Origin of the sequence: Sphingobium algorifonticola, assembly GCF_004005485.1 — a bacterium.
Lineage (GTDB): Bacteria > Pseudomonadota > Alphaproteobacteria > Sphingomonadales > Sphingomonadaceae > Sphingobium > Sphingobium algorifonticola.
In genome coordinates, this window is the sequence record NZ_RZUL01000001.1 from 998,962 (window position 1) to 1,023,509 (window position 24,548).

The 24,548-nt window shown below is 64.1% G+C and carries 30 protein-coding genes; 10 read left to right on the top strand and 20 right to left on the bottom strand.

Annotated features, from left to right (window positions below; genetic code table 11):
- Positions 1–48: 48 nt before the first annotated feature.
- Positions 49–1,320 carry a multidrug effflux MFS transporter gene (locus ENE74_RS04600; RefSeq protein ID WP_241241816.1) on the top strand — a complete coding sequence of 424 codons (1,272 nt, stop codon included), beginning with the start codon at positions 49–51 and terminating at the stop codon, positions 1,318–1,320.
- A 56-nt stretch (positions 1,321–1,376) separates the two neighbouring features.
- Here ENE74_RS04600 and ENE74_RS04605 read toward each other — a convergent pair whose 3' ends face one another.
- The 8 genes from ENE74_RS04605 to hisB all read right to left on the bottom strand — a co-directional run bounded on the left by ENE74_RS04605 (position 1,377) and on the right by hisB (position 6,879).
- Entirely contained in the window at positions 1,377–2,909 is a 1,533-nt protein-coding gene (locus tag ENE74_RS04605; RefSeq protein ID WP_127689407.1) for an amino acid permease, read from the bottom strand.
- A 149-nt stretch (positions 2,910–3,058) separates the two neighbouring features.
- A complete protein-coding gene (locus ENE74_RS04610; RefSeq protein WP_127689408.1) occupies positions 3,059–3,439 on the bottom strand; it encodes a histidine triad nucleotide-binding protein in 381 nt (126 codons plus the stop codon).
- A gap of 17 nt (positions 3,440–3,456) precedes the next feature.
- A complete protein-coding gene (locus ENE74_RS04615) occupies positions 3,457–3,777 on the bottom strand; it encodes a phosphoribosyl-ATP diphosphatase (protein WP_127689585.1) in 321 nt (106 codons plus the stop codon).
- 5 nt (positions 3,778–3,782) lie between these two features.
- Complete coding sequence (gene hisF / locus ENE74_RS04620; protein ID WP_127689409.1) at positions 3,783–4,577, bottom strand: imidazole glycerol phosphate synthase subunit HisF; 795 nt, start codon at positions 4,575–4,577, stop codon at positions 3,783–3,785.
- 43 nt (positions 4,578–4,620) lie between these two features.
- Positions 4,621–5,358 (bottom strand): 1-(5-phosphoribosyl)-5-[(5-phosphoribosylamino)methylideneamino]imidazole-4-carboxamide isomerase, encoded by a 738-nt coding sequence (gene hisA, locus ENE74_RS04625; RefSeq protein ID WP_127689410.1) that lies wholly within the window; start codon positions 5,356–5,358, stop codon positions 4,621–4,623.
- Positions 5,355–5,966 (bottom strand): imidazole glycerol phosphate synthase subunit HisH, encoded by a 612-nt coding sequence (hisH, locus tag ENE74_RS04630; protein ID WP_127689411.1) that lies wholly within the window; start codon positions 5,964–5,966, stop codon positions 5,355–5,357. The genes hisA and hisH overlap by 4 nt, the downstream gene beginning before the upstream one ends.
- The gene (locus ENE74_RS04635; protein ID WP_127689412.1) at positions 5,963–6,247 is read right to left on the bottom strand and encodes a YciI family protein; all 285 of its coding nucleotides are present in this window, start codon (positions 6,245–6,247) and stop codon (positions 5,963–5,965) included. Before ENE74_RS04635 ends, hisH begins: the two co-directional genes overlap by 4 nt.
- Before the next feature lie 35 nt (positions 6,248–6,282).
- On the bottom strand, positions 6,283–6,879 hold the full coding sequence (hisB, locus tag ENE74_RS04640; protein WP_127689413.1) for an imidazoleglycerol-phosphate dehydratase HisB: 597 nt from the start codon (positions 6,877–6,879) through the stop codon (positions 6,283–6,285).
- A 109-nt stretch (positions 6,880–6,988) separates the two neighbouring features.
- Here hisB and ENE74_RS04645 point away from each other — a divergent pair, with 109 nt between their 5' ends.
- The 5 genes from ENE74_RS04645 to ENE74_RS04665 all read left to right on the top strand — a co-directional run bounded on the left by ENE74_RS04645 (position 6,989) and on the right by ENE74_RS04665 (position 10,854).
- Positions 6,989–7,468 (top strand): SspB family protein, encoded by a 480-nt coding sequence (locus ENE74_RS04645; RefSeq protein WP_127689414.1) that lies wholly within the window; start codon positions 6,989–6,991, stop codon positions 7,466–7,468.
- A gap of 64 nt (positions 7,469–7,532) precedes the next feature.
- On the top strand, positions 7,533–8,918 hold the full coding sequence (fumC, locus tag ENE74_RS04650; protein ID WP_127689415.1) for a class II fumarate hydratase: 1,386 nt from the start codon (positions 7,533–7,535) through the stop codon (positions 8,916–8,918).
- 88 nt (positions 8,919–9,006) lie between these two features.
- Complete coding sequence (locus ENE74_RS04655) at positions 9,007–9,345, top strand: hypothetical protein (RefSeq protein WP_127689416.1); 339 nt, start codon at positions 9,007–9,009, stop codon at positions 9,343–9,345.
- 72 nt (positions 9,346–9,417) lie between these two features.
- On the top strand, positions 9,418–10,098 hold the full coding sequence (gene gmk / locus ENE74_RS04660) for a guanylate kinase (protein WP_127689417.1): 681 nt from the start codon (positions 9,418–9,420) through the stop codon (positions 10,096–10,098).
- A gap of 117 nt (positions 10,099–10,215) precedes the next feature.
- Entirely contained in the window at positions 10,216–10,854 is a 639-nt protein-coding gene (locus ENE74_RS04665; RefSeq protein WP_241241817.1) for a hypothetical protein, read from the top strand.
- Between the two features lie 41 nt (positions 10,855–10,895).
- Here the strand turns inward: ENE74_RS04665 and ENE74_RS04670 are convergent, their stop codons facing one another.
- The 8 genes from ENE74_RS04670 to ENE74_RS04705 form a co-directional block, all read right to left on the bottom strand.
- Positions 10,896–11,558: a hypothetical protein gene (locus tag ENE74_RS04670; protein WP_241241818.1), complete on the bottom strand. Its 663-nt coding sequence runs from the start codon at positions 11,556–11,558 to the stop codon at positions 10,896–10,898.
- A gap of 143 nt (positions 11,559–11,701) precedes the next feature.
- Positions 11,702–12,397 carry an ATP12 family chaperone protein gene (locus ENE74_RS04675; RefSeq protein ID WP_127689418.1) on the bottom strand — a complete coding sequence of 232 codons (696 nt, stop codon included), beginning with the start codon at positions 12,395–12,397 and terminating at the stop codon, positions 11,702–11,704.
- Between the two features lie 8 nt (positions 12,398–12,405).
- A complete protein-coding gene (locus ENE74_RS04680; RefSeq protein WP_127689419.1) occupies positions 12,406–12,678 on the bottom strand; it encodes a hypothetical protein in 273 nt (90 codons plus the stop codon).
- Positions 12,675–13,334 (bottom strand): HAD-IA family hydrolase, encoded by a 660-nt coding sequence (locus tag ENE74_RS04685; protein ID WP_127689420.1) that lies wholly within the window; start codon positions 13,332–13,334, stop codon positions 12,675–12,677. The genes ENE74_RS04680 and ENE74_RS04685 overlap by 4 nt, the downstream gene beginning before the upstream one ends.
- Positions 13,331–14,005, bottom strand: a complete 675-nt coding sequence (locus ENE74_RS04690; protein ID WP_241241819.1) for an FMN-binding negative transcriptional regulator — start codon at positions 14,003–14,005, stop codon at positions 13,331–13,333. Before ENE74_RS04690 ends, ENE74_RS04685 begins: the two co-directional genes overlap by 4 nt.
- A complete protein-coding gene (locus ENE74_RS04695; protein ID WP_127689421.1) occupies positions 13,947–15,299 on the bottom strand; it encodes an RluA family pseudouridine synthase in 1,353 nt (450 codons plus the stop codon). Before ENE74_RS04695 ends, ENE74_RS04690 begins: the two co-directional genes overlap by 59 nt.
- Positions 15,296–15,676, bottom strand: coding sequence for a fluoride efflux transporter CrcB (gene crcB, locus ENE74_RS04700; RefSeq protein WP_127689422.1), 381 nt, complete (start codon positions 15,674–15,676; stop codon positions 15,296–15,298). The genes ENE74_RS04695 and crcB overlap by 4 nt, the downstream gene beginning before the upstream one ends.
- A gap of 81 nt (positions 15,677–15,757) precedes the next feature.
- On the bottom strand, positions 15,758–16,522 hold the full coding sequence (locus ENE74_RS04705; protein ID WP_127689423.1) for a hypothetical protein: 765 nt from the start codon (positions 16,520–16,522) through the stop codon (positions 15,758–15,760).
- Positions 16,523–16,639: 117 nt separating this feature from the next.
- On the opposite strand from ENE74_RS04705, the gene ENE74_RS04710 reads away from it, so the two are divergent.
- Positions 16,640–16,888 (top strand): hypothetical protein, encoded by a 249-nt coding sequence (locus ENE74_RS04710; RefSeq protein WP_420902557.1) that lies wholly within the window; start codon positions 16,640–16,642, stop codon positions 16,886–16,888.
- 29 nt (positions 16,889–16,917) lie between these two features.
- Positions 16,918–17,826, top strand: coding sequence for an EamA family transporter RarD (rarD, locus tag ENE74_RS04715; RefSeq protein WP_127689424.1), 909 nt, complete (start codon positions 16,918–16,920; stop codon positions 17,824–17,826).
- A gap of 4 nt (positions 17,827–17,830) precedes the next feature.
- Here the strand turns inward: rarD and ENE74_RS04720 are convergent, their stop codons facing one another.
- Together ENE74_RS04720 and ENE74_RS04725 are read right to left on the bottom strand one after the other, a co-directional pair.
- Complete coding sequence (locus ENE74_RS04720; protein ID WP_127689425.1) at positions 17,831–19,126, bottom strand: sugar MFS transporter; 1,296 nt, start codon at positions 19,124–19,126, stop codon at positions 17,831–17,833.
- Between the two features lie 99 nt (positions 19,127–19,225).
- Positions 19,226–20,551 carry a dihydroorotase gene (locus ENE74_RS04725; protein ID WP_127689426.1) on the bottom strand — a complete coding sequence of 442 codons (1,326 nt, stop codon included), beginning with the start codon at positions 20,549–20,551 and terminating at the stop codon, positions 19,226–19,228.
- Between the two features lie 54 nt (positions 20,552–20,605).
- On the opposite strand from ENE74_RS04725, the gene ygfZ reads away from it, so the two are divergent.
- Entirely contained in the window at positions 20,606–21,355 is a 750-nt protein-coding gene (gene ygfZ, locus ENE74_RS04730; protein ID WP_127689427.1) for a CAF17-like 4Fe-4S cluster assembly/insertion protein YgfZ, read from the top strand.
- 4 nt (positions 21,356–21,359) lie between these two features.
- Positions 21,360–22,103 carry a glutaminyl-peptide cyclotransferase gene (locus ENE74_RS04735; protein WP_127689428.1) on the top strand — a complete coding sequence of 248 codons (744 nt, stop codon included), beginning with the start codon at positions 21,360–21,362 and terminating at the stop codon, positions 22,101–22,103.
- A 2-nt stretch (positions 22,104–22,105) separates the two neighbouring features.
- Here ENE74_RS04735 and rpoN read toward each other — a convergent pair whose 3' ends face one another.
- Positions 22,106–23,647, bottom strand: a complete 1,542-nt coding sequence (rpoN, locus tag ENE74_RS04740; RefSeq protein ID WP_127689429.1) for an RNA polymerase factor sigma-54 — start codon at positions 23,645–23,647, stop codon at positions 22,106–22,108.
- A gap of 45 nt (positions 23,648–23,692) precedes the next feature.
- A complete protein-coding gene (lptB, locus tag ENE74_RS04745) occupies positions 23,693–24,472 on the bottom strand; it encodes an LPS export ABC transporter ATP-binding protein (RefSeq protein WP_127689430.1) in 780 nt (259 codons plus the stop codon).
- Positions 24,473–24,548 lie beyond the last annotated feature (76 nt).

Genomic DNA, 24,548 nt, shown 5'->3' on the forward strand with positions numbered 1-24,548 from the left:
GGTGAAAATGGGCTGGCCAATCGGTGCCCGAACGCACATATCGCTGCAATGCAGCATGAAGTGCCTCCTGCCACTGAGCGTCCTTTCCCGCTGGGATTCAAGGAGTTCGTGGCGCTGATAGCGGCGTTGATGGCGATGAATGCGCTGTCGATCGATCCGATGCTGCCCGCCTTGCCCGCCATCGGCGAGTCGCTGTCGATCGCCAGTCCAAACGACCGGCAGTGGATCATCACAACCTATTTCATGGGTCTCGGGCTTGGATCGCTGATTTACGGGCCATTATCTGATCGCTTCGGGCGCAAGCCGGTGATGGGTATCAGCCTTGGCCTGTTCGTCATTTTCACAGGCTTCTGCGCACTATCGCACAGCTTCGCGATGCTGCTTGTCGGCCGCTTCGCCTGCGGTTTCTTTGCCGCATCCAGCCGCGTGATCGCCATCAGCATCGTGCGCGACCGTTTTCAGGGCGATCGGATGGCGCGCATCATGTCGCTGATCTTCATCGTGTTCATGATCGTGCCGATCCTCGCACCGGCATTCGGGCAGGCGGTACTGCTGATTGCGCCGTGGCGATGGATTTTTGGCGCGCTGCTCATCATCGGCGCCATTATCGTTACCTGGATGCTCGTTCGACTGCCCGAGACGCTCGACCCGCGCAATCGCGTGGAGATACGAGCAGCCGATCTCGCACAGACATTGCGCAGCGTCGTGACGCATCGCAGCGCCATTGGCTATATGACCGCCAGTGGCGTTGTGATGGGCGCGCTGGTCGGTTTCATCACGTCGGTGCAGCAGATATTCTTCGATGTCTTTCATGAAGAAGCCTTGTTCCCGCTGGCCTTCGCCGGCATCGCCGGTTTCATGGGGATCGGCAGTTTTCTCAACAGTCATCTGGTGGAGCGCGTCGGCGCCCGCAGGCTGAGTCAGGGGTCCCTGATGGTTCTCATCCTGATTTCCGGCTGCCATGCGCTGGTCGCCTGGGCGGGCTTCGAAACCATGGCAAGCTTCATCGCCTTTCAGGCGATGACAATGCTGAGCTTCGCGTTCACCGGCTCCAATTTCGGGGCCATATCGATGGAACCGTTCACGCGTGGCGCGGGCATGGCCTCGTCATTCCAGGCCGGGTTGACGACGATCCTCTCGGCGTTGTTGGGCGCGTTCATCGGGTCGCAGTTCAACGGCACGACATTGCCACTAGCGCTCGGCTTTTTCGGCTATGGCGCGGCCGCTCTGCTGATCGTGACATGGGCCGAACGCGGCAAGTTGTTCACGCGGCCCGGCCTCTCTGCGCTGCGTCACGGCGCTTCGCTGCCGCCCCGATAGCAAAAAGCCCCGCCGGATCGCTCCCGCGGGGCTTTTGTTCCGGTGTACCGCCGGGATCAGGTGATCGGCGGCACGGGCTGCGGCGGGATGTCGGCGTCGGTCTCGTGCACTTCGTTGAGGCCCCGGCCCACATGGCTGCGCTTGTAGCTGTAGGCGAAGTAAACGATCAGGCCGATCACCGCCCAGCCCACGAACATGAGCTTGGTTTCGACACCGAGGCTCCAGAACAGATAAAGGCAGCCCGCGACAGCGATCGGCGCCGTTATCATGATCGCCGGAGTACGGAACGGACGTTTACGTGACGGATCGGTCCGGCGCAGCATCAGTACCGCGATCGACACGGCGGCGAAGGCGAACAAAGTCCCCGAATTGGAGATATCCGCCAGCTTGCCGACCGGGAAGAATGCCGCGAACAGCGCCACGAAGATGCCGGTCAATATCGTGATGACATGCGGCGTATGGAACCTGGGATGCACTTTGGAGAATACTGCCGGAAGCAGACCGTCGCGGCTCATCACGAAGAAAATGCGGGTCTGGCCGAACATCATCATCAGGATGACCGAGGGAAGCGCCAGGCCCGCGGCAAGGCCGATGAGATTGCCGATCTGCGGCCAGCCGATTTCGCGCAACGTCCACGCCAGGGCCTCTTTGGAGCAGACCACTGCTTCCTTGCCGGCCGAAGCAAGCGCGGCGCATTGCTGCGACAATTCGATGCTGCCGGGGGCCAGTATCTGCCCTTCCGGCCCCGCAACCGGCTGCGCGCCGACGCTGCCGATTACGCCTGCGGCAACCAGAATGTAGAAGATGGTGCAGATACCGAGCGATCCGATCAGGCCGATCGGCATGTTGCGCTGTGGATTCTTGGTTTCCTCCGCGGCTGTAGATACCGCATCGAACCCGACATAAGCGAAGAAGATCGATGCAGCCGCAGCGGACACGCCGGCAAAGCCGAGCGGCGAGAACGGCGTGAAATTCTCCATGTTGATGACTGGAACGGCCAGGACGACGAACAGGGTCAGGGCCGTTACCTTGATCGCCACGAGGACCGCGTTCACCGCCGCGCTCTCCTTGGTGCCGATCACGAGCAGCCAGGTTACCAGCCCCGCAATGCCCATGGCAGGCAGGTTGACAAGACCGCCGTCATAGGGGCCACGTACCAGAAGATCGGGAATGTCGATGCCCAGCGCATTTTCCAGCAATCCGACGACATAGCCCGACCAGCCTACGGAAACGGCCCCTGCCGCAACCGCATATTCCAGGATCAAGGCCCAGCCGACCATCCAGGCGATCAGTTCGCCCATCACCGCATAGCTATAGGTGTAGGCGGAACCCGAAACCGGCACCATCGCCGCCATTTCCGCATAGCATAGCGCCGCCACGGCGCAGACGAATCCGGCGATCACGAAGGAGAGCATCATGCCCGGCCCTGCCTTTTGCGCCGCTTCCGCCGTAAGGACGAAAATGCCGGTGCCGATGACGGCGCCGATGCCCAGCATCGTGAGCTGAAACGCGCCGAGAGACCGGGTCAGCGATTTCTTTTCCGCTGTTGCCAATATCGCATCGAGAGACTTTATGCGCCCGAAGATCATGAAATGGGGTCTTCCTGTGTCTCGTGGCGCGCCAGACAGCGCGCCTCCCTGATATGGGTAACGAGACTATCGCCTAAATCCGCCCGCGCAAGCCTATCGTGCAAGCATGTTACACCGAAGCGTAACAAACTATCGCGCGTAACAGCGGTTCATGATGACGCCAGCATCGGCCCCAGCGGTCGCCCGGCAAAGATATGCACATGCAGATGCGGCACTTCCTGATGGCCGTCCTGCCCGATGTTCGCCAGCAGACGGTAGCCGCTTTCCACATGCCCGGCCGCCCGCGCGACGTGCCCCACGGCGCGGACGAACCCGGCAATCTCGGCGTCCGCCGCCCGCGCCGAAAAATCGTCCCAGCTGACATAAGCCCCTTTGGGAATCACGAGAATATGACTGGGTGCTTGCGGATTGATATCGTGAAAGGCCAGCGCATGATCGTCCTCATACACTTTCCCGCACGGGATTTCGCCGCGCAGGATGCGGGCGAAGATGTTGGTGTCGTCATAAGGTAGAGTCGGATCGATGGGCATGGCTGTTCCTGTGGCCGTTATTCCCGGGGACGTGCCGCTTTTTCCGTGATGCCCGACACGCCTTCGCGTCGGTCCAGCTCTGCGCAGACATCGTCGAGCGACACGCCCATGTCGGCCAGCAGCACGATAAGGTGAAACAGCAAGTCGGCGGCTTCGGACGTCACGGCTTGCGGATCATTGGCCATCGCCGCGATCACCGTCTCGACCGCTTCCTCGCCCAGCTTCTGCGCGATTTTTGCGCGGCCCTGCGCGGTCAGCCTGGCCACATAGCTGCTGGCGGGATCGGTGGTGCGGCGGGCGCGGATCGTGGCTTCCAGTCGGGCGAGTGTGTCGGACATGCTGTTCATAGTGCGCCTTCGCCCGGCGGGGTCAAGAGCGGCGTCCGCACGGCAATGCCCGCCGCCGCCAGCGCGGCATGGGCTTCTCCAATGCTGTGCTGCCCGAAGTGGAAGATGGAGGCGGCAAGGACGGCGCTGGCGTGCCCTTCGACCACGCCGTCGACCAGGTGCTGCAATGTGCCCACCCCGCCGCTCGCCACCACCGGCACCGTCACGGCATCGGCGATCGCCCGTGTCAGCGCCAGATCATAGCCCGCTCGCGTCCCATCGCCGTCCATGGAGGTGACGAGCAACTCGCCCGCCCCCAGCTCCGCCAGTCGCACCGCATGGGTCAGCGCATCGATCCCCGTTGCGCGCCGCCCGCCATGGGTGAAGATTTCCCACCGCCCATCGCCCACGCGTCGCGCATCGACCGACGCGACGACGCACTGGCTGCCGAAACGGTCTGCGATGTCGGCGATCACTGCGGGCCGATCGACGGCCGCACTGTTTACGGCGACCTTGTCCGCCCCCGCCAGCAGCAGCGCGCGCGCATCCTGCGGCGTCCGTACGCCCCCGCCGACCGTCACGGGCATGAAGCAGACTTCAGCGACGCGCCGCACCACGTCCAGGATCGTACCCCGCGCCTCATGGCTGGCCGTGATATCGAGAAAACACAGCTCATCCGCGCCCGCCGCGTCATACAGCCGCGCCTGCTCCACGGGATCACCCGCATCCGCCAGATCCACGAAATTGACGCCCTTCACCACCCGTCCGTTGGCGACGTCGAGACAGGGAATAACGCGCGTGCGGACCGTCATCGGCGCACGCCTTCGATCCAAAGGGAGCAACAGAGTCGCCCGGTCATGCCGCCGCCGCCGCGATCGCCAGCGCCGTTTTCAGGTCCAGACGACCATCATACAGCGCCCGCCCGGTGATAACACCTTCTATCCCTTCTTCGGCATGCAGGCTCAGGATACGAATGTCGGCAATGCCCGCCACGCCGCCGCTGGCGATCACCGGAATGTCGGTCTGCCGTGCGAGGTCCACTGTCGCGTCGATGTTGCAGCCCTTGAGCAACCCGTCCCGCCCGACATCGGTAAAGAGCAGCGCGGCAACCCCTGCATCCTCGAACCTCCGGGCCAGATCGGCGACCGGCATATCGGACTTTTCGGCCCAGCCATCGGTCGCGACGAAGCCATCGCGTGCGTCCACCGCGACAACAATGCCGCCCGGAAAGTCACGGGCCGCCGCCTTGACGAAATCGGGATCTTTCAGCGCGGCCGTGCCGATCACGACGCGCGATACGCCAAGGTCAAACCAGTGTTCGACCGCCGTGCGATTGCGGATGCCACCGCCAAGCTGGACGTGACCCGGGAAGACCTCGACAATCCGCTCGACGGCATCGGCATTCACCGCATGCCCGGCGAAGCTGCCGTCAAGATCGACGACATGCAGGTGCCCGGCCCCTGCCTGCGCAAACGCCAGGGCCTGCGCGGCAGGATCGTCGCCATAGACGGTGGCCCGGTCCATGTCCCCTTCGGCCAGACGGACCACCTGACCGGCCTTCAGGTCGATGGCGGGAAAGACGATCAGGCTCATGGCCGCCACTCCAGAAAGCGCGAAAGGAAGGAAAGACCGTAACGCTGGCTCTTTTCGGGATGAAATTGCACGCCCATTATGGGGCCGCGCGCGACGGCGGCAACCAGTGGCCCACCATGGTCGGTTGTCGCCGCGACATCGGCCGGATCGGCGGCGGTGAAGTGATAGCTGTGCAGGAAATACGCCTCGCCCTGTGCCAACAGCGGGTGATTGCGCGCGACCTTCACGTCGTTCCATCCCATATGCGGCACTTTCGCAGTACTGTCCGCAGGCACGATTCGTTCGACCGTGCCGGGAATCCAGCCCAGCCCGTCATGCCGCCCGAACTCTTCGCCGGCGTCCGCCAGCAGCTGCATGCCTACACAGACCCCCAGAAACGGCATGCCGCGCCGAAACACTGCCTCGTCCATCGCCTCGACCATGCCGTCGATCGCGACCAGCGCATCGCGGCAGGCGCGAAACGCGCCGACTCCGGGCAGGACGATGCGGTCTGCCCTCCGCACCGTCTCAGGGTCGGCGGTCACCGCGACGTCCCCTGCCCCTGCCTGAATCAGCGCGTTATGAACGGAATGGAGGTTGCCCGCGCCATAGTCGATCAGGGCAATCATCCCGCCAGGGCATCCAGCCCCGGCGCCACGATGCTTGGCGTGAACTCGGTCACCGTCACGTCCGCGACGCCATGCACGACGAAGGGATCGGTGGAAGCCTTCGCAACGATCGCGTCGCGGTCACCCCGCGCGATCAATATCCCGCCGGTGCGCGGAACCTGCCGCCCCGCGATCATCAGCCAGCCGTCGGCAATGCCCTGATGCAGCCAGGCGACATGCGCGTCGAGATGGGCGTCGACCTCTTCGAGCGTTGCTGTGTAGTGCAGGGCGATGATGAACATGGCGACGGTCCTTTTCGTGCAGGGCAGCGGTCCGTTCAGCCCGCGCCCAGCATGCCTTTGGTCGAAGGGATGCTGTCCGCCTTGCGCGGGTCGATCTCGACCGCCTGCCGCAGCGCGCGGGCCAGCCCCTTGTAACAGCTCTCGACGATATGGTGATTGTTGCTGCCATAGAGCGTCTCGACATGAAGCGTCAGGCCCGCCGATTGCGCAAAGCTGTGGAACCAGTGCTCAATCAGTTCCGTATCCCACTCGCCCAGGCGCGGCTGCGAGAATGCCGCCTTCCACACCAGATAGGGCCGCCCGGAAATGTCGAGCGACACTCTGGTCAATGTTTCGTCCATCGGCGAATAGACCGAGCCGAAACGACTGATGCCTTTGCGGTCGCCCAGCGCCTTCGACACGGCCTCGCCGATCGCGATCGCGCTGTCCTCGGTCGTGTGATGCTGGTCCACGTGCAGATCGCCGACGACCGCAACATTCAGGTCGATCAGCGAATGGCGCGAGAGCTGTTCGAGCATATGGTCGAGAAAGCCGATGCCGGTCGATACCGTATAGGTGCCGCTGCCGTCGAGGTTGACGGCCACGTCGATCGACGTTTCTGCGGTCTTGCGATGGATTTCGGCGATGCGCATCGCGCCCCTATAGCGTCTGCCGCGGCGTGCGCAATGATTCCGCAGCGCGTGGCCTGTACGCCGCCAACGTCCCTTGACCCGCCGCCTAGCAGCGTTAGGAAGATGGCCCATGAGTGAAACGCTGCCCGACAGTCTGATTCCATATGACGAAATCGTGCAGGAGGCCCTGCGCGCCGTAGTCGGCCGGGTGCTGGGCGAAGTCGAGCGGTCCGGCGGTCTGCCCGGCGGCCATCATTTCTACATTACCTTCAAGACGCAGGCGCCGGGTGTCGAAATACCGCGCAGCTTGATCGAGCGTTTCCCCGACGATATGACCATCGTGCTCCAGAACAAGTTCTGGGATTTGAAAGTGGGGCCAAAGGCGTTCGAGGTGAGCCTGACGTTCAATCAGATCGCGTCGCATCTTGTCATTCCGTTCGCGGCCATCAGCGCCTTTGTCGATCCGGCCGTCAATTTCGCGCTGCAATTCCAGGTGCAGGACCAAGGTGATGATCCGCAACATCACGAAGCCGCCGAAAATGATGGCCCGGCGGTCGTCGCAGAAGATGGTTCCAATGTCGTGACGGTTGATTTCGGGAAGAAGAAATAAGGCTGGCGCAGGGCTTTCCGCCGCCCCACATGCGTGCCCACGTAGTTCGCAGGAGCGCAGCAGCATGACGGATACCCGCACCGAAACCGACAGTATCGGCGCGATAGCGGTGCCAGCAGACGCCTATTGGGGCGCACAGACGCAGCGGAGCATCGAAAACTTTCCCTTCGGCGCGACCGAACGGATGCCGATCGGCATTATCCATGCCCTTGCGATCGTGAAGCAGGCTTCGGCTCGGGTGAATCGTGCGCGCGGGCTGGATGCGGTGCTGGCCGATGCGATCGAGGGCGCAGCGGCAGAGGTGATCGCGGGCGATCATGACGACCAGTTCCCGCTGGTGATCTGGCAGACGGGGAGCGGCACTCAGTCCAACATGAACGTCAACGAAGTGATCGCCGGGCGCGCCAACGAAATGCGCACCGGCGCGCGCGGCGGCAAGGCGCCGGTCCATCCCAATGACCATGTGAACATGGCGCAATCCTCCAACGACAGTTTCCCGACCGCATTGCATGTCGCGGCCGCGCTCGCCGTCATGCAATCGCTGCTGCCGGCGCTCGACCGGCTGCATGGCGCGCTTGCCTCGCACGCGACGGCATGGGCCGGAATCGTGAAGATCGGCCGCACGCATCTTCAGGATGCGACGCCGCTGACATTGGGGCAGGAGTTTTCGGGCTATGCGCATCAGCTTGCCCGATGCCGGGGGCGGATCGAGGCGGCGGTCATCAACGACGTGATGGCGCTGGCCCAGGGCGGCACCGCGGTCGGCACCGGTCTCAATGCACCTGTCGGGTTCGATGTCGCCATAGCATCCGAAATCGCGACGCTGACCGGTCTGCCCTTCCGTACCGCCGACAACAAGTTTGAGGCGCTGGCCTCCAACGATCCTCTGGTGCAGCTCTCCGGGACGTTGTCGACTCTTGCCGTCGCGCTGACCAAGATCGCGAACGACATCCGTCTCCTTGGCTCGGGCCCGCGCTCGGGGCTTGGTGAGCTGGCATTGCCCGCCAACGAACCGGGCAGCTCGATCATGCCGGGCAAGGTGAATCCGACGCAGTGCGAGATGCTCACGATGGTCGCGGCGCAGGTGATCGGCAATCATCAGGCAGTGACGGTCGGCGGGATGCAGGGGCATCTGGAACTCAACGTGTTCAAGCCGCTGATCGGCGCGAATGTCCTGCGTTCGATCGATCTGCTCGCGGTCGGCATGGCAAGCTTTGCCGAACGCTGCGTCGATGGCCTGGTGCCCGACGAAACGCGCATTGCCGAACTGGTCGATCGGTCGCTGATGCTGGTGACGGCGCTGGCCCCGGAAATCGGCTACGACAATGCTGCGAGGATTGCCAAACATGCCCATCACGAAGGGTTGACGCTGCGCGAGGCAGGGCTGGCGCTCGGTCTGGTCGACGAAGCGACCTTCGACCGGCTGGTGCGGCCGCAGGACATGGTCTGACCGCCGCCGACGCATAAATCCGCGCCTTTCCGGAACCACGGCCGCGCGCTATACATTATCCATGGCAGCACACAGGGAAAGAACCAGCATGAGCATTTTTCGCAAGGTCGCTGCCACGGTGATCGGTACACGGATCGCTGCGGACACCGGCAAATCGTCCGGCGTGTTGGGGTTGGTCGCGGGCATGGCCGCAACGCGGATCATCGCGCGCTCGCCGATGGGCGCGCTCCTGCTCGGTGGAGGCTATGTCGCGCACAAGCTGCTGAAGAAGAAGCGTGAAATTGACGCATTTGGTCCGCATGCGACGGCCACCAAGGACGGACTGTCGGCGCCCGAGGCCAACAGCCTGCCCAACGGCGCGGCGGCGCATCCCTTGCCCACCGCTCAGGGTGCCCCTGCTGTGTCCGACGCGCGGTTGAAGGTCTGACCTCAGCCGTTGCACCGGTCGCGGCATAATCGAGACCATTGACGGATTGTTTCGCCCGCGCCAGTAGCAGGCATGGCCGATATCTCCCTGAACGATCGCCCCGGCGATCCGCATGGCTTCAAGCGTCGCGGGCTACTCTTCGTGTTGTCGTCGCCGTCGGGTGCAGGGAAATCGACGATCGCGCGCAAGCTGCTGGCTGCGGATCCCACGCTTGTCATGTCGGTTTCCGCCACGACGCGACCTATGCGGCCGGGTGAAGTTGACGGCAGGGATTATCATTTCGTCGATCTTCCCGCTTTCCGGCAGATGGTTGCCGATCATGAGTTTCTCGAATGGGCGCATGTCTTCGGTCATCGCTACGGTACGCCGCGCGCGCCGGTCGAGGCGATGCTGAAGTCTGGCCGTGATGTGCTGTTCGACATTGACTGGCAAGGCGCGCAGCAGTTGCACCAGATCGCCGGGGGCGACGTTGTCCGCGTGTTCATTCTGCCGCCGTCGATCGAGGAGCTTGAGCGTCGCCTGCGTGGTCGTGCGACCGACAGCGAAACGGTAATCGAAGGCCGGATGAGCCGCGCCGCAGGGGAAATCGCGCACTGGGACGGTTATGATTATGTGCTGTGCAACGACGATGCGGACATCTGCTTCCAGAAGGTGCGCACCATCCTTGAGGCGGAGCGCATGAAGCGCAGCCGCCAGACCGGCCTCATTGGCTTCATTCGAAAGCTTGGCAAGGCTACTGGCGAAGTCGATTGACCTTTATCGGCGTAATTTCAGGTAGTTGGATAAAGTTGATCGCGTTGAACGGATAGATTTAGGCGACAAGGTGTTTTCCTGTCAGCCCATGCGGCACGAGAGGAAGGATTTTCGTCCATGTTTCGTACTTTGTTCGGCGGCCTGCTTGGCGGCTTCGCCCTGTTTCTGACAAGCTTTGTATTCTGGGGCACCCCGCTTGCCAACATCGCCTATTCGACGGCTGACGCGCAGGCGAGCACCGATCTCCAGGCAGCGCTGGCCCAGGCGCTCACGCCGACGGGCACCGGCGTCTACCTGATCCCCTCGACGACCACGAGGGAAGGCACGATCCTCTATGGCAAGGGACCGATCGCCCAGGTCAATTTCAACACCAGCGGTTTCCCCTCGCTCGATGGTGAGGCGCTCATCGGCGGCCTGATCCTCGCCCTCGCGGTCGGTGTACTGATTGCGATGGCACTGCGTCTTGTGGCGAGCGATGCGCCCACGCGTGTACGCGCGGCGGTCGCTTTTGCGATGGCGGCAACACTCTGGATGCATATCGGCCAGCCGATTTTCAATCATGCACCCTGGGGATTCTACCTCTATCTCGGCTTCAGCGACTTCGTCGCGCTGGTGCTGGCGGGGGTGATAGCGGCAAAGTTCATGCCTGACGTCCCGGCGATCGCCACGGCCGCCCCTGTCGATAACCAGCCCCATCCGATCGTCGCGGACAGCTTCGGTTCGCCGCTGCCCAAAGACAACGACCCGCTGCCCTGAGGCGGCGGGTCGCTTGGCACGCGTTACAGCGGGAAGCCGACTTATGCGCCGGGCGTTATCCCTGCCAGCGCCTGCGCCGCAGGCTTGTTGACGGCATCGACCGATCCGTCGGCCAGCATCGCCTTGGCGGTCGTGGTTGCCTCGGTCTTGATGGCGGCGTCCTCGCTGGTCTGGCTGGCACCGATCAGCGCGCTCAGGTGCAGGTTCTTGACGATGGAGTCGCTGGCATTTTCCGCGAAGGATTTGCGCGCAAGCGCAAGCCCTTCGGCATAAAGTGGCGCGGCCCCGGCCTTGTCCTGCTTGGCGAGTTTCGCATTGCCGAGCTGGACAAGAATGCCAGCCAGGATGTTGCGGCTGGTCGCGTCGGTCGGCTTGGCCTCTACGACGGTGCGCCAATGCGGCACGCTTTCCTCATAAAGCGCCAGTGTCTTGTCGATCTGCTGCTGCGCCCCCGCGGCGGCGGCGGCGGCATAAAGCGCATTGGCGAGGAAATTGACATTATCGATATTGCCGGGCTGCACCTGCACGGCGGTGCAGATAGCGGGCAGTGCGGCCTCATATTTGGCCAACGCACCGGCATTGTCGCCGCCCTGCTGCGCGGCCTGTGCCGCCGTGAAATCGGCTACGGCCTTGTTGAAAGCGGTCACCTGGTCCGGGGTCATTTGCGCGGCGGCCGGGGTGGCCGGAGCGGCGTCCTGCGCCATCGCCGGCACGGACAAGCCAATCATGAAAGCTGCAATAATAGCTCTGGTCAACGCATGGGTCTCCTCTGCGGGGGCATGCGCACCCGTTCGGGGTCCGGCACGCATGCGTAACGATTTGAAATGGCGTGACGATCCGCTGACCATCAACCTCGAACTATCCTACAGAAAGCGACCGCTGCGTCAAATTGGGCGCGATGCGCTGCCGCCTGCTGCTGTGCCTGTGCGTCCTCGCCCCATTGTTCGGCCTGCCATATCGCATCCAGCTCGGCGGCCTGCCAGATGGTTTCGGCGTCGGCCTGTGCATCGACGATCGCCAGCCCCAGCACCAGAGATCCGGTCAGGCTGACGATCGTGGACAGCGCGGCCAGTGTGAAATCGTCACAGGCCCCGACGGCGGCGGCAAGCCGGTCGAGCGTTTCGTCCGGTTGCCGCACATGCATGATGCCGTGCGTCACGCGGAAGGCGACATCATATCGCTGCCTGGCCCAGTCGAGCCAGGGGTCCCACAGTAACGCCTGCCGCGCGACAAGCGAAGCGGGTCCGTCCGCCCGGTAACAGAGCAGATCGCTTTGTGCATAACGCGCCACTTCCGCCGCAAAGGTCCCGCGATGTGGCGCGACCTGATCGATCGCGGCATTCGCAAAGCCCGTCGCCGTCATGCGGGCCGGGTCGATCGTTTCGCCCTGCGCCCGCCATTCGGCTGCAATGGCCTCAGCCATTGCGTCGTTCGGCAGGATCAGGCTGGCGCGGGCAGGGGTCCGCAAGGCCCGGCCGTCGAGCAGCACCTGCCATCCGTCCTCGTCTCGCTGGGTATCGGCATTGCGGTAAAATCGCTTCACACGCAGCCTCAGTCGGTTGGCGGGCTACGCCACGCGCGCAACAGCATTCGCGGCACGATGATCGTCTGGACCATGCCGACCGTCGCGATGATCGCGCCCATGATCTTGGCGTTCTGCCCCTGCACCCAGCCAAAGCGTTGCATCATGATGAGAAAGCCGAACATCAGGATGAACACGCCCGACAGGCGGAACAGATTGATCGCCAGCAGGCGTTGCCGCGCGGCCCTGTCGCGATCGCTGTCACGATCGATATCGGGCAATGGATGGTCCGGTTCCGTCATGGCGTGCCGATATGGCGGCCAAGGTCTTCGCTGTCCACCGCTACGGCAGTGGCGCCTGCGGCCAGCAGCTCCGCCGGACTATGATAGCCCCAGTTGACGCCGATCGCGCGCACCCCGGCATCGATCGCCATGTCGATGTCATAGGTTGTGTCACCGATCATCACGGTGGTCTCCGGCGCGGCGTCCGCCTCGGCCATCGCCGCCATCAGCATGGCGGGATTGGGCTTCGATGGATGACGATCGGCGGTCTGCAGGGTCACGAACCGGTCGATGATGCCATGCTGTGTGAGACACAGCGCCAAGCCACGATCCGACTTGCCCGTGGCTACACCCAACAGCCAGCCCTGCCCACTAAGCCGATCGAGCAGATCGCCGATGCCGTCGTATAGCGGTTCGACCACATCGCCTTCGGTGCGCATCGTGCGGAAAGCATCGCGATACTGGTCGGCGATATGGTGGTGAAAGGCGTCATCCGCGTCAGGTAGCAGCTTCGCCATGGCATGCGGCAGCGACAGGCCGACGACGGACAGGATGGTCGGCCTGTCCGGCGGTGTCAGCCTCGCCGCGTCGAATGCGCGGACCATGGCCGCACAGATGCTGTGCTGGCTGTCCACCAGCGTGCCGTCGCAGTCGAACAGGGCCAGCGGACGGTTCATGGCATGCCAGCCTGCATCAGCGCCGCCATGCCGCTTTCGCCGCGCTGCGCCAGCATCTCGGCGACGGCTGCCCGCGCCGCCTGCGGCTTGTTCTGCCCGGCTTTCAGCGTGCCACGCCATTGGGTAATATGTAGCGCATAGCCCGTGACGCCGCCAAGCATCCGGTCGAACAGTCCCTCGCGCATCTTGTCCCGCGTCCAGACGGCCTTGGGGGCCAGCCGCGCTTCGTGATGGGCCGATACGCCGTCGATCAGGGCAATCAGCGCGTCCCTGTCCATCGCGGTGACCATGCCGTCCAGCTCGACCGCGGCATAGTTCCACGTGGGCACTTGATCGGCCATGCCGTACCAGTCCGGGCTTACATAAGCATTTGGTCCCTGAACCACGAACAGCGCGCGGCGCCCCGCCAGTTCCTGCGCCAGGGCATTGTGGCGCGACAGGTGAAAGCCGATGCGGTCCTCATCCAGAAACAAGGCAGGTACCTGCGCGCATCGCGGTCCTTCGGCTGTTTCGGCAAACAGCGTCCCGAAGCCGACGCTTTCGACCAGCGCGCGCATCGCGGCCCTGTCTTTCCAGGCGAAGGCGGGGTCGGGATGCATCGCCGTCAGCGCCTCACCGCGTTCCGCGCCCGCGCCGTTCGCCGCGCCGTTCCTTGCGCACCGCCTTGGCATGCTGGCGGGCGAACTTCTTTTCGTCCTCGCGGGTGGGCGTGGTGTCGATTTCCTCGTCCAGCGGCATGTCGCCCAGCGCCATGTCGAACGCCAGATCCTCCAGGCTTTCGCGAAAATGATCGGGCAGTTCGGCCAGCACGTCCACCTTGCCGCCGTCGGGATGGTCGATGCGGATGCGCCGGGCATGCAGATGCATCTTGCGGCTGATCGTACCCGAAAGGAACGCGTCTTTCCCGCCATATTTGCCGTCGCCGACGATCGGATGGCCAATGGCCGCCATATGCACGCGCAACTGGTGCGTGCGGCCGGAAAAGGGCTGCAACTCGACCCAGGCCGTGCGGTTTCCGCCGCGCTCGATGATGCGATAGCGCGTGCGGGCGGGCAGGCCGTCCTTTTCGTCCACATGCATCTTTTCGCCGCCGGTGCCCGGCTGTTTGGCGAGCGGCAACTCGATTATCCCGTCGCGTACATCGGGTACGCCGACGACCAGCGCCCAATAGATCTTCCGTGCGGTGCGGCTGGAAAAGGCCTTCGCAAAATAGCCCGCGGCGCGTGCCGACCGGGCGACGAGCAGCGCGCCCGACGTATCCTTGTCGAGACGGTGGACCAGCTTGGGACGCTGGTCGCCCTCGAACATCAGCGCATCGAGCAGGCCGTCGACATGCGCGTCGGTTTTCGTGCCGCCCTGTGTCGCGAGGCCCGGCGGCTTGTTCAGCACGATCGCCTGTTCGTCGCGATAAATCACCATATCCTGGGCGAAAGCGATTTCGTCTTCGGTCAGGGTGATGCGGCGTCCGGCGCGCGCGGGCTTGTCGGGGCGCGGTGCCTTGGCTTCGGCGGGGGGGACACGGATCGTCTGGCCTTCGGTTATGCGATCGCCGGGTGCCGCGCGGGCTCCATCGACGCGCAATTGTCCGGTCCGTGCCCAGCGCGAGACGATGTTGAAGCCGACATCGGGCAAATGCCGCTGGAACCAGCGGTCAAGCCGGATGCCGTCGTCGTCCGCCGCCACGCGGAACTGGCGGACGTCCAGCGTTACCCCGGCAGGCTTGGGCGTCTTTTGCGGCGGGGTCAGCTTGGCCGTCTGCGAGGCTGCGGGCTTGGCGGCCGCTTTGGGCTTGGCGGACTTGCCCGCTGCAAAGGTCGTATTCTTGCCGACGGGCTTTTTCGCGCCGAAGCTGCTGCCGGGCCTGCCGCCCGCTTTGGCACCGGGGAAGGACGGCCCGGTTCCGCGACCCCGTGTACCGGACTTCGCCGGGCTTTTGGGCCGGGCAGGCGGCTTGCGGTCGGTCATGCGATGCTCCGCGCGGCGAGCAGGCCGAGGGCAAGCGCCGCGAGCGCCCCGATCACTGATACGAGTACATAGCCGAAGGCCATGGCTATCTGGCCACGTTCGATCATCAGGATCGTCTCAAGGCTGAAGGCGGAAAATGTCGTAAAGCCCCCGAGTACACCCACACCCAGCAGCAGCCGCAGGGATTCGCCGCTTCCAACTGACGCGCGCACCAGCCATCCCGCCAGCATGCCCATCAGCAGTCCACCCAGCAGATTGGCGGCCAGCGTACCCCATGGAAAGGCTGGGCCAAGCACGTGCAGGGACAGACGTCCGAGCTGAAAGCGAAGCGCGGCCCCGACGGCACCGCCCGCCATGACGAGGAAAAGGGCGTTCATTCCCCTGCCCTAGAGGGTTTTGCTGCGGGCGTCACCCCTGCGCTGGCCAACAGTGCAAGGCGGCGCCGCGCGGACCGGGGTTCAGCGCGACTCGCTCACGACCAGATCGACCGTCGCACCGCCATCGGGCGCCGTCCGCGCGATCAGGAGAAGGCCGCCTTTGTCGCGCGCGCGCGCGCCGATCAGCATGGCATGGCTGCCCAGTCGCTGATGCGCCACCGTATATCCGGCGCGGCGGGCCTGGGTGTAATAATGATCGATCACATCTTGCGCTGACGCTGCGATAGCAACGCTGGCAGCGCGCACCGCGCAATCGGCGGTCTCGGCTCCGGCGGCATCCATCAGCGCCGCACCCGGGAACAGCGCGAACGGCGGCGGCAGGCGCTCGGCCCATGGCAGAGCGTAATCGAGGCGATGGGCCGGGTCGGCATGGCAGGCAGCTGGCGTACGCCGCGCCAGTTCACGGGCAAGGGCGCCCAGCGTCGCGGGTCCGTCGGGACCGCAATCGGGGCAGGGTGACGCAGGCACTGCGGCGGGCGCTGCAAGGCGTTTGCCATCCCTTGTTGGCAGAGCTGAAGCGGCATCGGCGCGCGAAAGCGGTCGCGGAATACTGTTGCCTGCCACCCGTGGGCTGCTGCGGATGGCATTGACGTTTGCCTGGGTCGCCAGATCGGGGTCAGTCGCAAGCGGCATGGTCAGCGTGTCGCGGATCAGCGGATCAGCCGTATCCTTGGCCAGCGCCGCTGCCAGCGCCGCATCGGGATCGCGAGGCGCGGCGCCACACCCAGCAAGCGTCATTGCCGCCGCCATGCCGGTCGCTGCCCATAATCCGCGCGATGATGCCATGCGTACGATCTCCGGGCACCGGTCAGTCGCCGGATCACCCGGCTGTCAGTCTTTCCGCCAACAAGGTTAAGATTCTCTCTGCCATGGCCCGGCTTTTGCCGGTCGGGGATTGAAGTCATGGCGCATTGCATCCATGTGCTTGGGATGCTGAACATCCTTTCCGGCCTGATTGGCCTCCTCGCCCTCATCCTGATGCTGCCAACGATCATTCCGTTTCTCGGCTGGGCGAACTGGTTGTTCGTGCCGATCGCGCTGGTCGGCGCCCTGGTCGGCACGGTTTCCTCGCGCAACGGCGGGCGCAATTTCTGTCTGGTCGTCGCCGCATTGGGCATGTTCCGCCTGTTTCTGGGTGGCGGCATCATCTGATTGCGCCTGCGCGCCGGGGGGCCGAGTTGATGGAAAGTCCGTCGCGGGCGAAAGGCGGCAGCGGTTTGCCCTTCGGTCTGGGGGCCTATTTCCTCTGGGGCCTGCTCCCGCTTTATTTCAAGCTGCTGGCGAGCGTCGGCCCGGCCGAAATCGTCGCCAGTCGTGTGCTGTTCTCGCTGGTTTTTCTGATCGCACTGCTGGCGGCCACCGGGGCGCTGGGGCAGTTCAAGGCGACGGTGCGCAACCGCGCGGTCATGGGAAGCATGATGCTGAGCGCCGCGCTGATCGGCATCAACTGGCTGGCCTATGTGTGGGCCATCTCCACCGATCACATCGTAGCCGCCAGCCTTGGCTATTTCCTGAACCCGCTCGTCAACGTGCTGCTGGGCGTCGTCTTTCTGAAGGAAAGGCTCAGCGCGATGCAGAAGGTGGCCGTGGGCGTTGCGACGCTTGGGGTTGCGGTCATGGCGGCCAGCGCATTCGCCACCCTGTGGCTCAGCCTTCTGCTCGCCATCAGCTTTGCCTTCTACGGCTATATTCGCAAGACGGCCTCGGTCGGCCCGCGACAGGGCCTCGCTGCCGAAACGCTTATCCTCACGCCGGTGGCGCTCGCCTATATGGCCTGGCTGGCCAGCCACGGGGGCATTGCACTGGGGCAGGATGCACCCCGTACAGTCCTGCTGGTGCTGAGTGGCGTTGTCACATCGCTGCCGCTGCTGTTGTTCGCCACGGCGGCGCGGCGCATGCCTCTGTCGACACTCGGCCTGCTGCAATATCTTTCGCCAACGATCCAGTTTTTCGTTGCCGTGCTGGTTTTCGGCGAAAGTCTCAATCAGGGGCAGATCGCCAGCTTCGGCCTGATCTGGGCGGGGCTGGCGATCTACACCGTCGATTCGGTTCGCAGCGCGCGCGCGGCACGCGCCCTAGCGTCGCCCTGAAAACCTACGTCGCGACGGATTTCGGTGCGGCCAGAGCGTAAAGGCCGAACGCCAGAATGACGGCATAGCACAGCACAGGCACTGCCAGTGCGATGGCAAGGCCTGCGGCGTCGGCCAGCAGGCCCATGGCGACCGGCACGATCGCGCCGCCAACGATGGCCGTGCATAGCAGGCCGGACGCCTGCGGTGCCTCTTCGGTCAGACCTTCGGTGGCGAGGCTGAAGATTGTCGGGAACATGATCGAGTTGAACAGGCCGACGGCAATCAATGACCAGGCCGCAACGCTGCCCGTGCTGACCGCCGAAACGAGAATGAGGGCAATCGCGATCCCCGCAAAGCTTGCCAGCAGCGCGCCGGGCCGCGCCAGCCGGAGCAGGAAACCGCCGATCATCCGCCCGATCAGCGCCCCCAGCCAGTAATAGGACAGCATCACGCCGCCCGCGCGCGGGTCCAGCGCGAGCACGCGCGCGTCGCCCAGATAGCTGACCATGATGCTGGCGATTGCCACTTCCGCACCGACATAGACGAAGATGCCTGCCACCCCGAATGCGAGGCGGGGACGGCGCAGCAACGCGAAGGTGCCCGCCATTTTTACTTTCGCGACCTGTTGCTGGTCGAGCAGGCTGCGGCGCGTCCAGAAGAACAGGGCGATTAGTGTCAGTACGATTGCAAGGCCGATGTAGCTGTGGCCGATCACGGTCGTTTCCGCAACGCGGTGCGCGGTCAGCGCATCGCCCGAGAGCGTTGATGCGTCTACCGTCGATTCCTCGCCCAGGATCGCTTCGGCACCGAAACGGATCATCAGGAAAACACCGATCGAATTGAAGAACTGCGCGAAGGTCAGGCGGCTGTGCGCCGTCTCCGGCTTGCCCAGCGAAATGATAAGTGGGTTTACCGCGACCTGAAGCAGGGTAATGCCGCCGCCGAGCATGAACAGCGCGGCCAGAAACGATCCGAACAGACCCGAATAGGCCGCCGGCAGGAACAGCAGGCAAGACAGCGCCATGATGCCAAAGCCCAGCACAATACCCCGGAAATAGCCCAGCTTCGCCATCACCAGCCCGGCAGGGATCGAGAAAATCGCATAGCTGGTGAAGAAGGCGAACTGCACCAGCATCGCTTCGGCATAACCCAGCGAGAAAAGACCTTTCAGCTTGGGAATCAATATGTCGTTGAGATTGGTGATGCCCCCGAATAGGAAGAACACGGCGACGACCAGGAACAAAAGTCCCCTTGTATTGTCGGGCGCTGGCGAACCCCGGTCTGTTTGCGGCGCGGTCACGCCGGGTGCCATGGCCATGGTTTCTCTCCTGTGATGACGTTGCGTTTGTTATGTGTCCGTCACGTAACCTGATGCCGCATCAGGGGGCGGGCCTGGTCATGTATTCGTATGCACTGCTCAGAAATCGGTCGCTTCAAAGCGCACCGGCTCGCCGATCGCGGCCTCTGCCAGGCTGTCTTCCCACATCACCCGGTTGCCGCGGATGATGGTGCCGACTGGTTTGCCCGTCAGGCTCATGTCCGCAAAGGGCGACCAGCCACAGCGCGAGGCAAGCCAGTCCGCTCCGATCGTCCAGCGTTTCTTGAGGTCCACGATCGTGAAGTCGGCATCGTAACCCGCCGCGATTCGTCCCTTGCCGACCAGCCCGAATATGCGCTGCGGCCCGGCGCTGGTCAGTTCTATGAACCGTGCCAATGTGGTGCGGCCCTGTGCAACATGGTCGAGCAGCAGAGGCACGAGCGTCTGCACGCCCGGCATGCCGCTGGGCGAGGCCGGGTAGGTCTTCGCCTTTTCCTCCAGCGTATGCGGCGCATGATCGGACCCGAGCACGTCGGGGACTCCCTGATTGAGGAAATGCCACAGGCCATCGCGATGGGCACCCGACCGGATAGGCGGGTTCATCTGCGCGAAGGTGCCAAGCCGCGGATAGGCCTCCTCACCGGCCAAGGTCAGATGCTGCGGCGTCACCTCGCACGTCGCGATATCCTTGTTCTGTGCAATATACTCCAGTTCGGCGGGCGTCGTGATGTGGAGGACATGAATGCGCCGCCCGGCCGCACGGGCAAGCGCAATGATCCGCTTCGTCGCGATCATTGCGCTTTCATCATCGCGCCAGACGGGGTGCGAAGCGGGATCACCTTCGACGCGGAAATCCTTGCGTGCGTTCATCCGGCTTTCGTCTTCGGCATGAATGGCGACGCGCCGCTTGCCGGAGGCGAGCACACGGGCAAGCGCATTGTCGTCATCCACCAGCAGGCTGCCGGTCGAGGCGCCCATGAATATCTTCACGCCTGCCGTGCCGGGAATCCGCTCCAGTTCGGCAAGCTGTTCGGCATTGTCCGCCGTCGCACCGACATAGAAGGCATGGTCGCACCACATCCGATGGCGGGCGCGGGCCAGCTTGTCGTGAACGCGTTCGGCCGTGTCGGTATTGGGATTGGTGTTGGGCATTTCGAACACGGCCGTGACGCCGCCCAGCACCGCCGCGCGGCTCCCGCTTTCCAGATCCTCCTTGTGCTCCAGCCCCGGCTCGCGGAAATGCACTTGGCTGTCGATCACCCCCGGCAAGATGTCGAGACCGGTGCAATCGATTGTTTCTCCGCCTGAAAAGCCGCTGCCGATGGCCGCGATCCGTCCGCCCGAAACCCCGATATCCGCCAGAACCGGGCCGCCGGGGGTATGGATTGTCCCGTTGTTGAGGACCATGTCGAAAATCTGGGTCATGATGGTTGTCCGCTTTGGCTTGGCTTGGCACCGGCATCGTCCTACCTAAGGTCCATGACCGATACCACCCCCCATGGCATGCTGCCTGACCGTGCCGTGCTGCGCGTTTCCGGCGCGGAGGCCCGCGCGTTCCTGCAGGGGCTGGTGACGCAGGACGTGATCGGCCTGGTGCCCGGCGTGCCGCGCTGGTCCGGGCTGCTCACGCCGCAGGGCAAGGCGCTGTTCGATTTCATGCTGTGGGCCGATGGAGACGATGTCCTGATCGACTGCGAGGCGGCGCAGGGCGATGCGCTGATGCGGCGCCTTTCGATGTACCGCCTGCGCCGCCCCGTCACGATCGCGAGGGATCCCGCCATGGCCGTGCATTGGGCGCTGGACGAGCCTGGCCAATCGCGCGATCCGCGCTTGCCGACGCTCGGCTATCGGTGGCTGGCCCCCGCCGATGGACAGGACGTCAGCGCCGCTTGGCGCAGACATCGGCTCTCGCTCCAGGTGTTCGAGGGCGTTGCCGAGCTGGGTCAGGACCAGACTCTCTGGCTCGAAGCCAATGCGGAGGCACTGAACGGCGTCGACTTTACCAAAGGCTGCTACATCGGCCAGGAAAATACGGCGCGGATGCATTATCGGTCAAAGGTGAACCGGCGGCTTGTCGCGGTGCCTCTGGCGCAGGCCGATTCGAAGCGGCAGCGGCTGGCACTCGTCGCATATGGGGTTTCCATCGAGCATCGCAGGGTGGAAGATATGGTAACGCTGGCGCTGCCCGATTGGCTGTCAGCGGCGATCACCGCACCGGCAGAAGGCTGATCGCATGCGATGGTCGTTGCTTGCGCTGGCCCTGTTCGTCTGTCCGACGGTCGCAGGTGCCGAGACGCGCTGGACGCTCGTCAAAAGCTATCCGCACGATCCTAAGGCGTTCACCGAAGGGCTGCTGTGGGTCGATGACAGCCTGTACGAAAGCACCGGGCTGACCGGAAAGTCGGACATCCGGCAGGTGCGGCTGAAAGACGGCAAGGTGCTCCGCCGTGTCGCGATCGATGATCCCTATTTCGGCGAGGGGATCGTGAACTGGAGCGACCGGATCATCAGCCTCACCTGGCGGCACCGGCAGGGGTTCGTCTGGAACCGCAAGGATTTCAGACGGATCGGCGATTTCCGCTACGAAGGCGAAGGCTGGGCGCTGACGCAGGACGGGCGCGCGCTCATCATGAGCGACGGCACCGCAGAATTGCGCTTCCTCGATCCCGACACACTGGCCGAAATCCGGCGCATCACGGTCACGTGGAACGGCCGTCCGGTCGATCGCCTGAACGAGCTGGAATATGTGAAGGGCGAAGTGCTGGCCAATGTCTGGTTCGACAATCGTATCGCCCGGATCGACCCGGCCACCGGTGCCGTCATCGACTGGATCGACCTGTCGTCGCTGGCCGACCAGGTACAAGCAAAAGACCCCGAAGCCGTGCTGAACGGCATCGCCTATGACGCGACGCGCGATCGCCTGTTCGTCACGGGCAAATACTGGCCCCGTCTGTTCGAGATCAAGCTGCTGCGGTGAGGTTACGCGGCCTTGCTGCCGCCCAGCGCCTTTTGCCGGCGCCGCTGCACCGATGAACCGATGCCGAGAGCTTCGCGATATTTGGCGACGGTGCGCCGGGCGATGTCGAATCCCTTGGCGCGCAGCAGATCGACCAGCGTATCGTCCGACAGGATTTTCCGTCCGTCCTCACCCGCAATCAGCGCCTTGATATGGCTCTTGACGGCTTCGGCAGACACCGCATCGCCGCCGTCCGAAGACTGAATGGCGCTCGTGAAGAAATATTTCAGCTCGAACAGGCCGCGCGGGCAGGAGAGATATTTGTTGGACGTCACCCGGCTGACGGTCGACTCGTGCATCTCGATCGCATCGGCGACCATACGCAGCGTCAGCGGACGCAGATGCGCTACGCCCTCGCGGAAAAAGGCGTCCTGCTGTTTCACGATTTCGCTCGCCACCTTGATGATGGTCTTCTGGCGCTGATCCAGGGCCTTCACCAGCCAGTTGGCGCTCGCCAGGCAATCGGTCAGCCAGGCTTTCGATTGCTTGTCATGCGCGCCATTGGCCAGTTCGACATAGTAATTCCGGTTGACGAGAACGCGTGGCAGCGTGGCCGCGTTGATTTCGATCGCCCATCCCGGCCCGCGCGGGGCTACAAAAAGGTCCGGCACGACGGCAGGCGCGCTGTCACCACCATAGCGCAGCCCCGGCTTAGGGTCGTAACTGCGCAGTTCGCGGATCATGTCGGCCATGTCTTCCTCGTCCACGCCGCAGATGCGCCGCAGATGCGGCAGCGCGCCCTTCGCCAGAATGTCCAGATTGTCGATCAGCAGCGCCATGCAAGGATCGTAACGGTCGGCTTCCTTCGACTGCAGTGCCAGGCATTCGGAAAGGCTGCGCGCGCCGACGCCGGTGGGATCGAAGCTTTGGATCACGCCCAGCACCGCTTCGACCGTTTGGAGCGGCACGTCGAGCGCACGCGCCAGCGCCGACAGGTCAGCTTCCAGATAGCCCGCTTCGTCGATCTGCCCGATCAGCTGTCGCGCAATCAGCAGTTCGATGCCGGACAATCGCGTGCCCGCCTGCGCCATCAGATGTTCGTGCAGCCCGATATCGGCGCTGGCGAAACTGTCGAAATCCGGGCCGTCCTCGCCAAAGCCGCCGCTGGTCGATTGCGCCTCGCCGCTCAGGCTCCGGTCCGCGACGGCCGCATGCACGGACAGCCGGTCGCCGGGGCCATCGTCGATGAAGGTTTCAGCGCCATAATCGACATCCAGCGGATTGTCGGATGCGCCCAGGCCTTGTGCGATCAGGCTGTCGGCGCTGGCGGTTTCGGCGGACAGGGCAGGGGCGTCGGCGCCACCGTCCGCCATGTCCGACAGGGGGATTTCCTCGACTGCGCCCGAAGGCCCGGATTCCAGCAGCGGATTGCGTTCCAGCTCGCCCGCGATGAATGTCTCGATTTCGAGATTGGAAAGCGCGAGCAGCCGGATCGCCTGCTGCAACTGCGGCGTCATGACCAGCGACTGGCTCTGCCGCAGATCGAGGCGAGGACCCAGCGCCATCAGCCTTGCCTGTCACTCCGCAAGGGTGCGTGCCTGCTCATCGCGTCACAGCGAAAAGCTTTCGCCCAGATACAGGCGGCGGACGTCGGCATTGGCGACGAGTTCGGTCGGGCTGCCCGCAAAGAGCACCTTGCCATCGTAGATGATGCAGGCACGATCGACGATTTCCAGCGTCTCGCGCACATTATGGTCGGTGATGAGCACGCCGATGCCGCGCGTCTTGAGCTGCTTCACCAGATCGCGGATATCGGCGATGGACAGCGGATCGATGCCCGCGAACGGCTCGTCCAGTAGCACGATGGAGGGGCTGGCGGCGAGCGCGCGGGCGATTTCGCATCGCCGCCGCTCTCCGCCTGAAAGCGCCATGGCGGATGCGGCCCGCAGCCGGGTCAGTCCGAACTCCGCCAGCAGGGTTTCCAGCCGTTCCGCCCGCGCCGCCTTGTCCGGTTCGGCCAACTCCAGCACGGCACCGATATTCTGTTCCACCGTCATGCCACGAAAGATGGAGGTTTCCTGCGGCAGATAGCCTAGGCCCAGAATCGCCCGGCGATACATTGGCAGGCTCGTGATATCATGGCCGTCCAGCATGATGCGGCCGCTGTCCGGGCGCACCAGCCCCATGATCGAATAGAAGCAGGTCGTCTTGCCCGCGCCGTTGGGACCCAGCAGGCCGACGACTTCGCCGTTGCCGACCGTCAGCGACACGTCGGCCAGCACCGTCCGCCGGTCATAGCTTTTGGCGATCGAAACGACCGAAAGACCATCGCCGCGGTCATGCGGAATCACAGGCGCAGCGGTGGGGGCGATGCTTGTCAGATCATCCATGCAATATCCTCATGCCGCCCTTGGTCCGCCATCCGCGCGTAGCCGACCCAGGTTCGGCATCAATCTTGCACGCTTT

Bases quoted from the DNA above. Each gene is read 5' to 3' on its own strand.
- rpoN (WP_127689429.1), bottom strand. From the start codon at position 23,647: ATGGCGCTGGGTCCTCGCCTCGATCTGCGGCAGAGCCAGTCGCTGGTC.
- ENE74_RS04670 (WP_241241818.1), bottom strand. From the start codon at position 11,558: ATGGCGCAGGACGCCGCTCCGGCCACCCCGGCCGCCGCGCAAATGACC.
- ENE74_RS04605 (WP_127689407.1), bottom strand. From the start codon at position 2,909: ATGATCTTCGGGCGCATAAAGTCTCTCGATGCGATATTGGCAACAGCG.
- ENE74_RS04710 (WP_420902557.1), top strand. From the start codon at position 16,640: ATGGCGCATTGCATCCATGTGCTTGGGATGCTGAACATCCTTTCCGGC.
- ENE74_RS04685 (WP_127689420.1), bottom strand. From the start codon at position 13,334: ATGAACCGTCCGCTGGCCCTGTTCGACTGCGACGGCACGCTGGTGGAC.
- crcB (WP_127689422.1), bottom strand. From the start codon at position 15,676: ATGAACGCCCTTTTCCTCGTCATGGCGGGCGGTGCCGTCGGGGCCGCG.
- ENE74_RS04695 (WP_127689421.1), bottom strand. From the start codon at position 15,299: ATGACCGACCGCAAGCCGCCTGCCCGGCCCAAAAGCCCGGCGAAGTCC.
- lptB (WP_127689430.1), bottom strand. From the start codon at position 24,472: ATGGATGATCTGACAAGCATCGCCCCCACCGCTGCGCCTGTGATTCCG.
- ygfZ (WP_127689427.1), top strand. From the start codon at position 20,606: ATGACCGATACCACCCCCCATGGCATGCTGCCTGACCGTGCCGTGCTG.
- ENE74_RS04705 (WP_127689423.1), bottom strand. From the start codon at position 16,522: ATGGCATCATCGCGCGGATTATGGGCAGCGACCGGCATGGCGGCGGCA.
- ENE74_RS04680 (WP_127689419.1), bottom strand. From the start codon at position 12,678: ATGACGGAACCGGACCATCCATTGCCCGATATCGATCGTGACAGCGAT.
- ENE74_RS04720 (WP_127689425.1), bottom strand. From the start codon at position 19,126: ATGGCCATGGCACCCGGCGTGACCGCGCCGCAAACAGACCGGGGTTCG.
- ENE74_RS04655 (WP_127689416.1), top strand. From the start codon at position 9,007: ATGAGCATTTTTCGCAAGGTCGCTGCCACGGTGATCGGTACACGGATC.
- hisA (WP_127689410.1), bottom strand. From the start codon at position 5,358: ATGAGCCTGATCGTCTTTCCCGCCATCGACCTGAAGGCCGGTCAGGTG.
- ENE74_RS04665 (WP_241241817.1), top strand. From the start codon at position 10,216: ATGTTTCGTACTTTGTTCGGCGGCCTGCTTGGCGGCTTCGCCCTGTTT.
- ENE74_RS04690 (WP_241241819.1), bottom strand. From the start codon at position 14,005: ATGCCAAGGCGGTGCGCAAGGAACGGCGCGGCGAACGGCGCGGGCGCG.
- ENE74_RS04725 (WP_127689426.1), bottom strand. From the start codon at position 20,551: ATGACCCAGATTTTCGACATGGTCCTCAACAACGGGACAATCCATACC.
- hisF (WP_127689409.1), bottom strand. From the start codon at position 4,577: ATGACGGTCCGCACGCGCGTTATTCCCTGTCTCGACGTCGCCAACGGA.
- ENE74_RS04635 (WP_127689412.1), bottom strand. From the start codon at position 6,247: ATGTTCATCATCGCCCTGCACTACACAGCAACGCTCGAAGAGGTCGAC.
- hisH (WP_127689411.1), bottom strand. From the start codon at position 5,966: ATGATTGCCCTGATCGACTATGGCGCGGGCAACCTCCATTCCGTTCAT.
- ENE74_RS04615 (WP_127689585.1), bottom strand. From the start codon at position 3,777: ATGTCCGACACACTCGCCCGACTGGAAGCCACGATCCGCGCCCGCCGC.
- ENE74_RS04645 (WP_127689414.1), top strand. From the start codon at position 6,989: ATGAGTGAAACGCTGCCCGACAGTCTGATTCCATATGACGAAATCGTG.
- hisB (WP_127689413.1), bottom strand. From the start codon at position 6,879: ATGCGCATCGCCGAAATCCATCGCAAGACCGCAGAAACGTCGATCGAC.
- gmk (WP_127689417.1), top strand. From the start codon at position 9,418: ATGGCCGATATCTCCCTGAACGATCGCCCCGGCGATCCGCATGGCTTC.
- fumC (WP_127689415.1), top strand. From the start codon at position 7,533: ATGACGGATACCCGCACCGAAACCGACAGTATCGGCGCGATAGCGGTG.
- rarD (WP_127689424.1), top strand. From the start codon at position 16,918: ATGGAAAGTCCGTCGCGGGCGAAAGGCGGCAGCGGTTTGCCCTTCGGT.
- ENE74_RS04600 (WP_241241816.1), top strand. From the start codon at position 49: ATGCAGCATGAAGTGCCTCCTGCCACTGAGCGTCCTTTCCCGCTGGGA.
- ENE74_RS04610 (WP_127689408.1), bottom strand. From the start codon at position 3,439: ATGCCCATCGATCCGACTCTACCTTATGACGACACCAACATCTTCGCC.
- ENE74_RS04735 (WP_127689428.1), top strand. From the start codon at position 21,360: ATGCGATGGTCGTTGCTTGCGCTGGCCCTGTTCGTCTGTCCGACGGTC.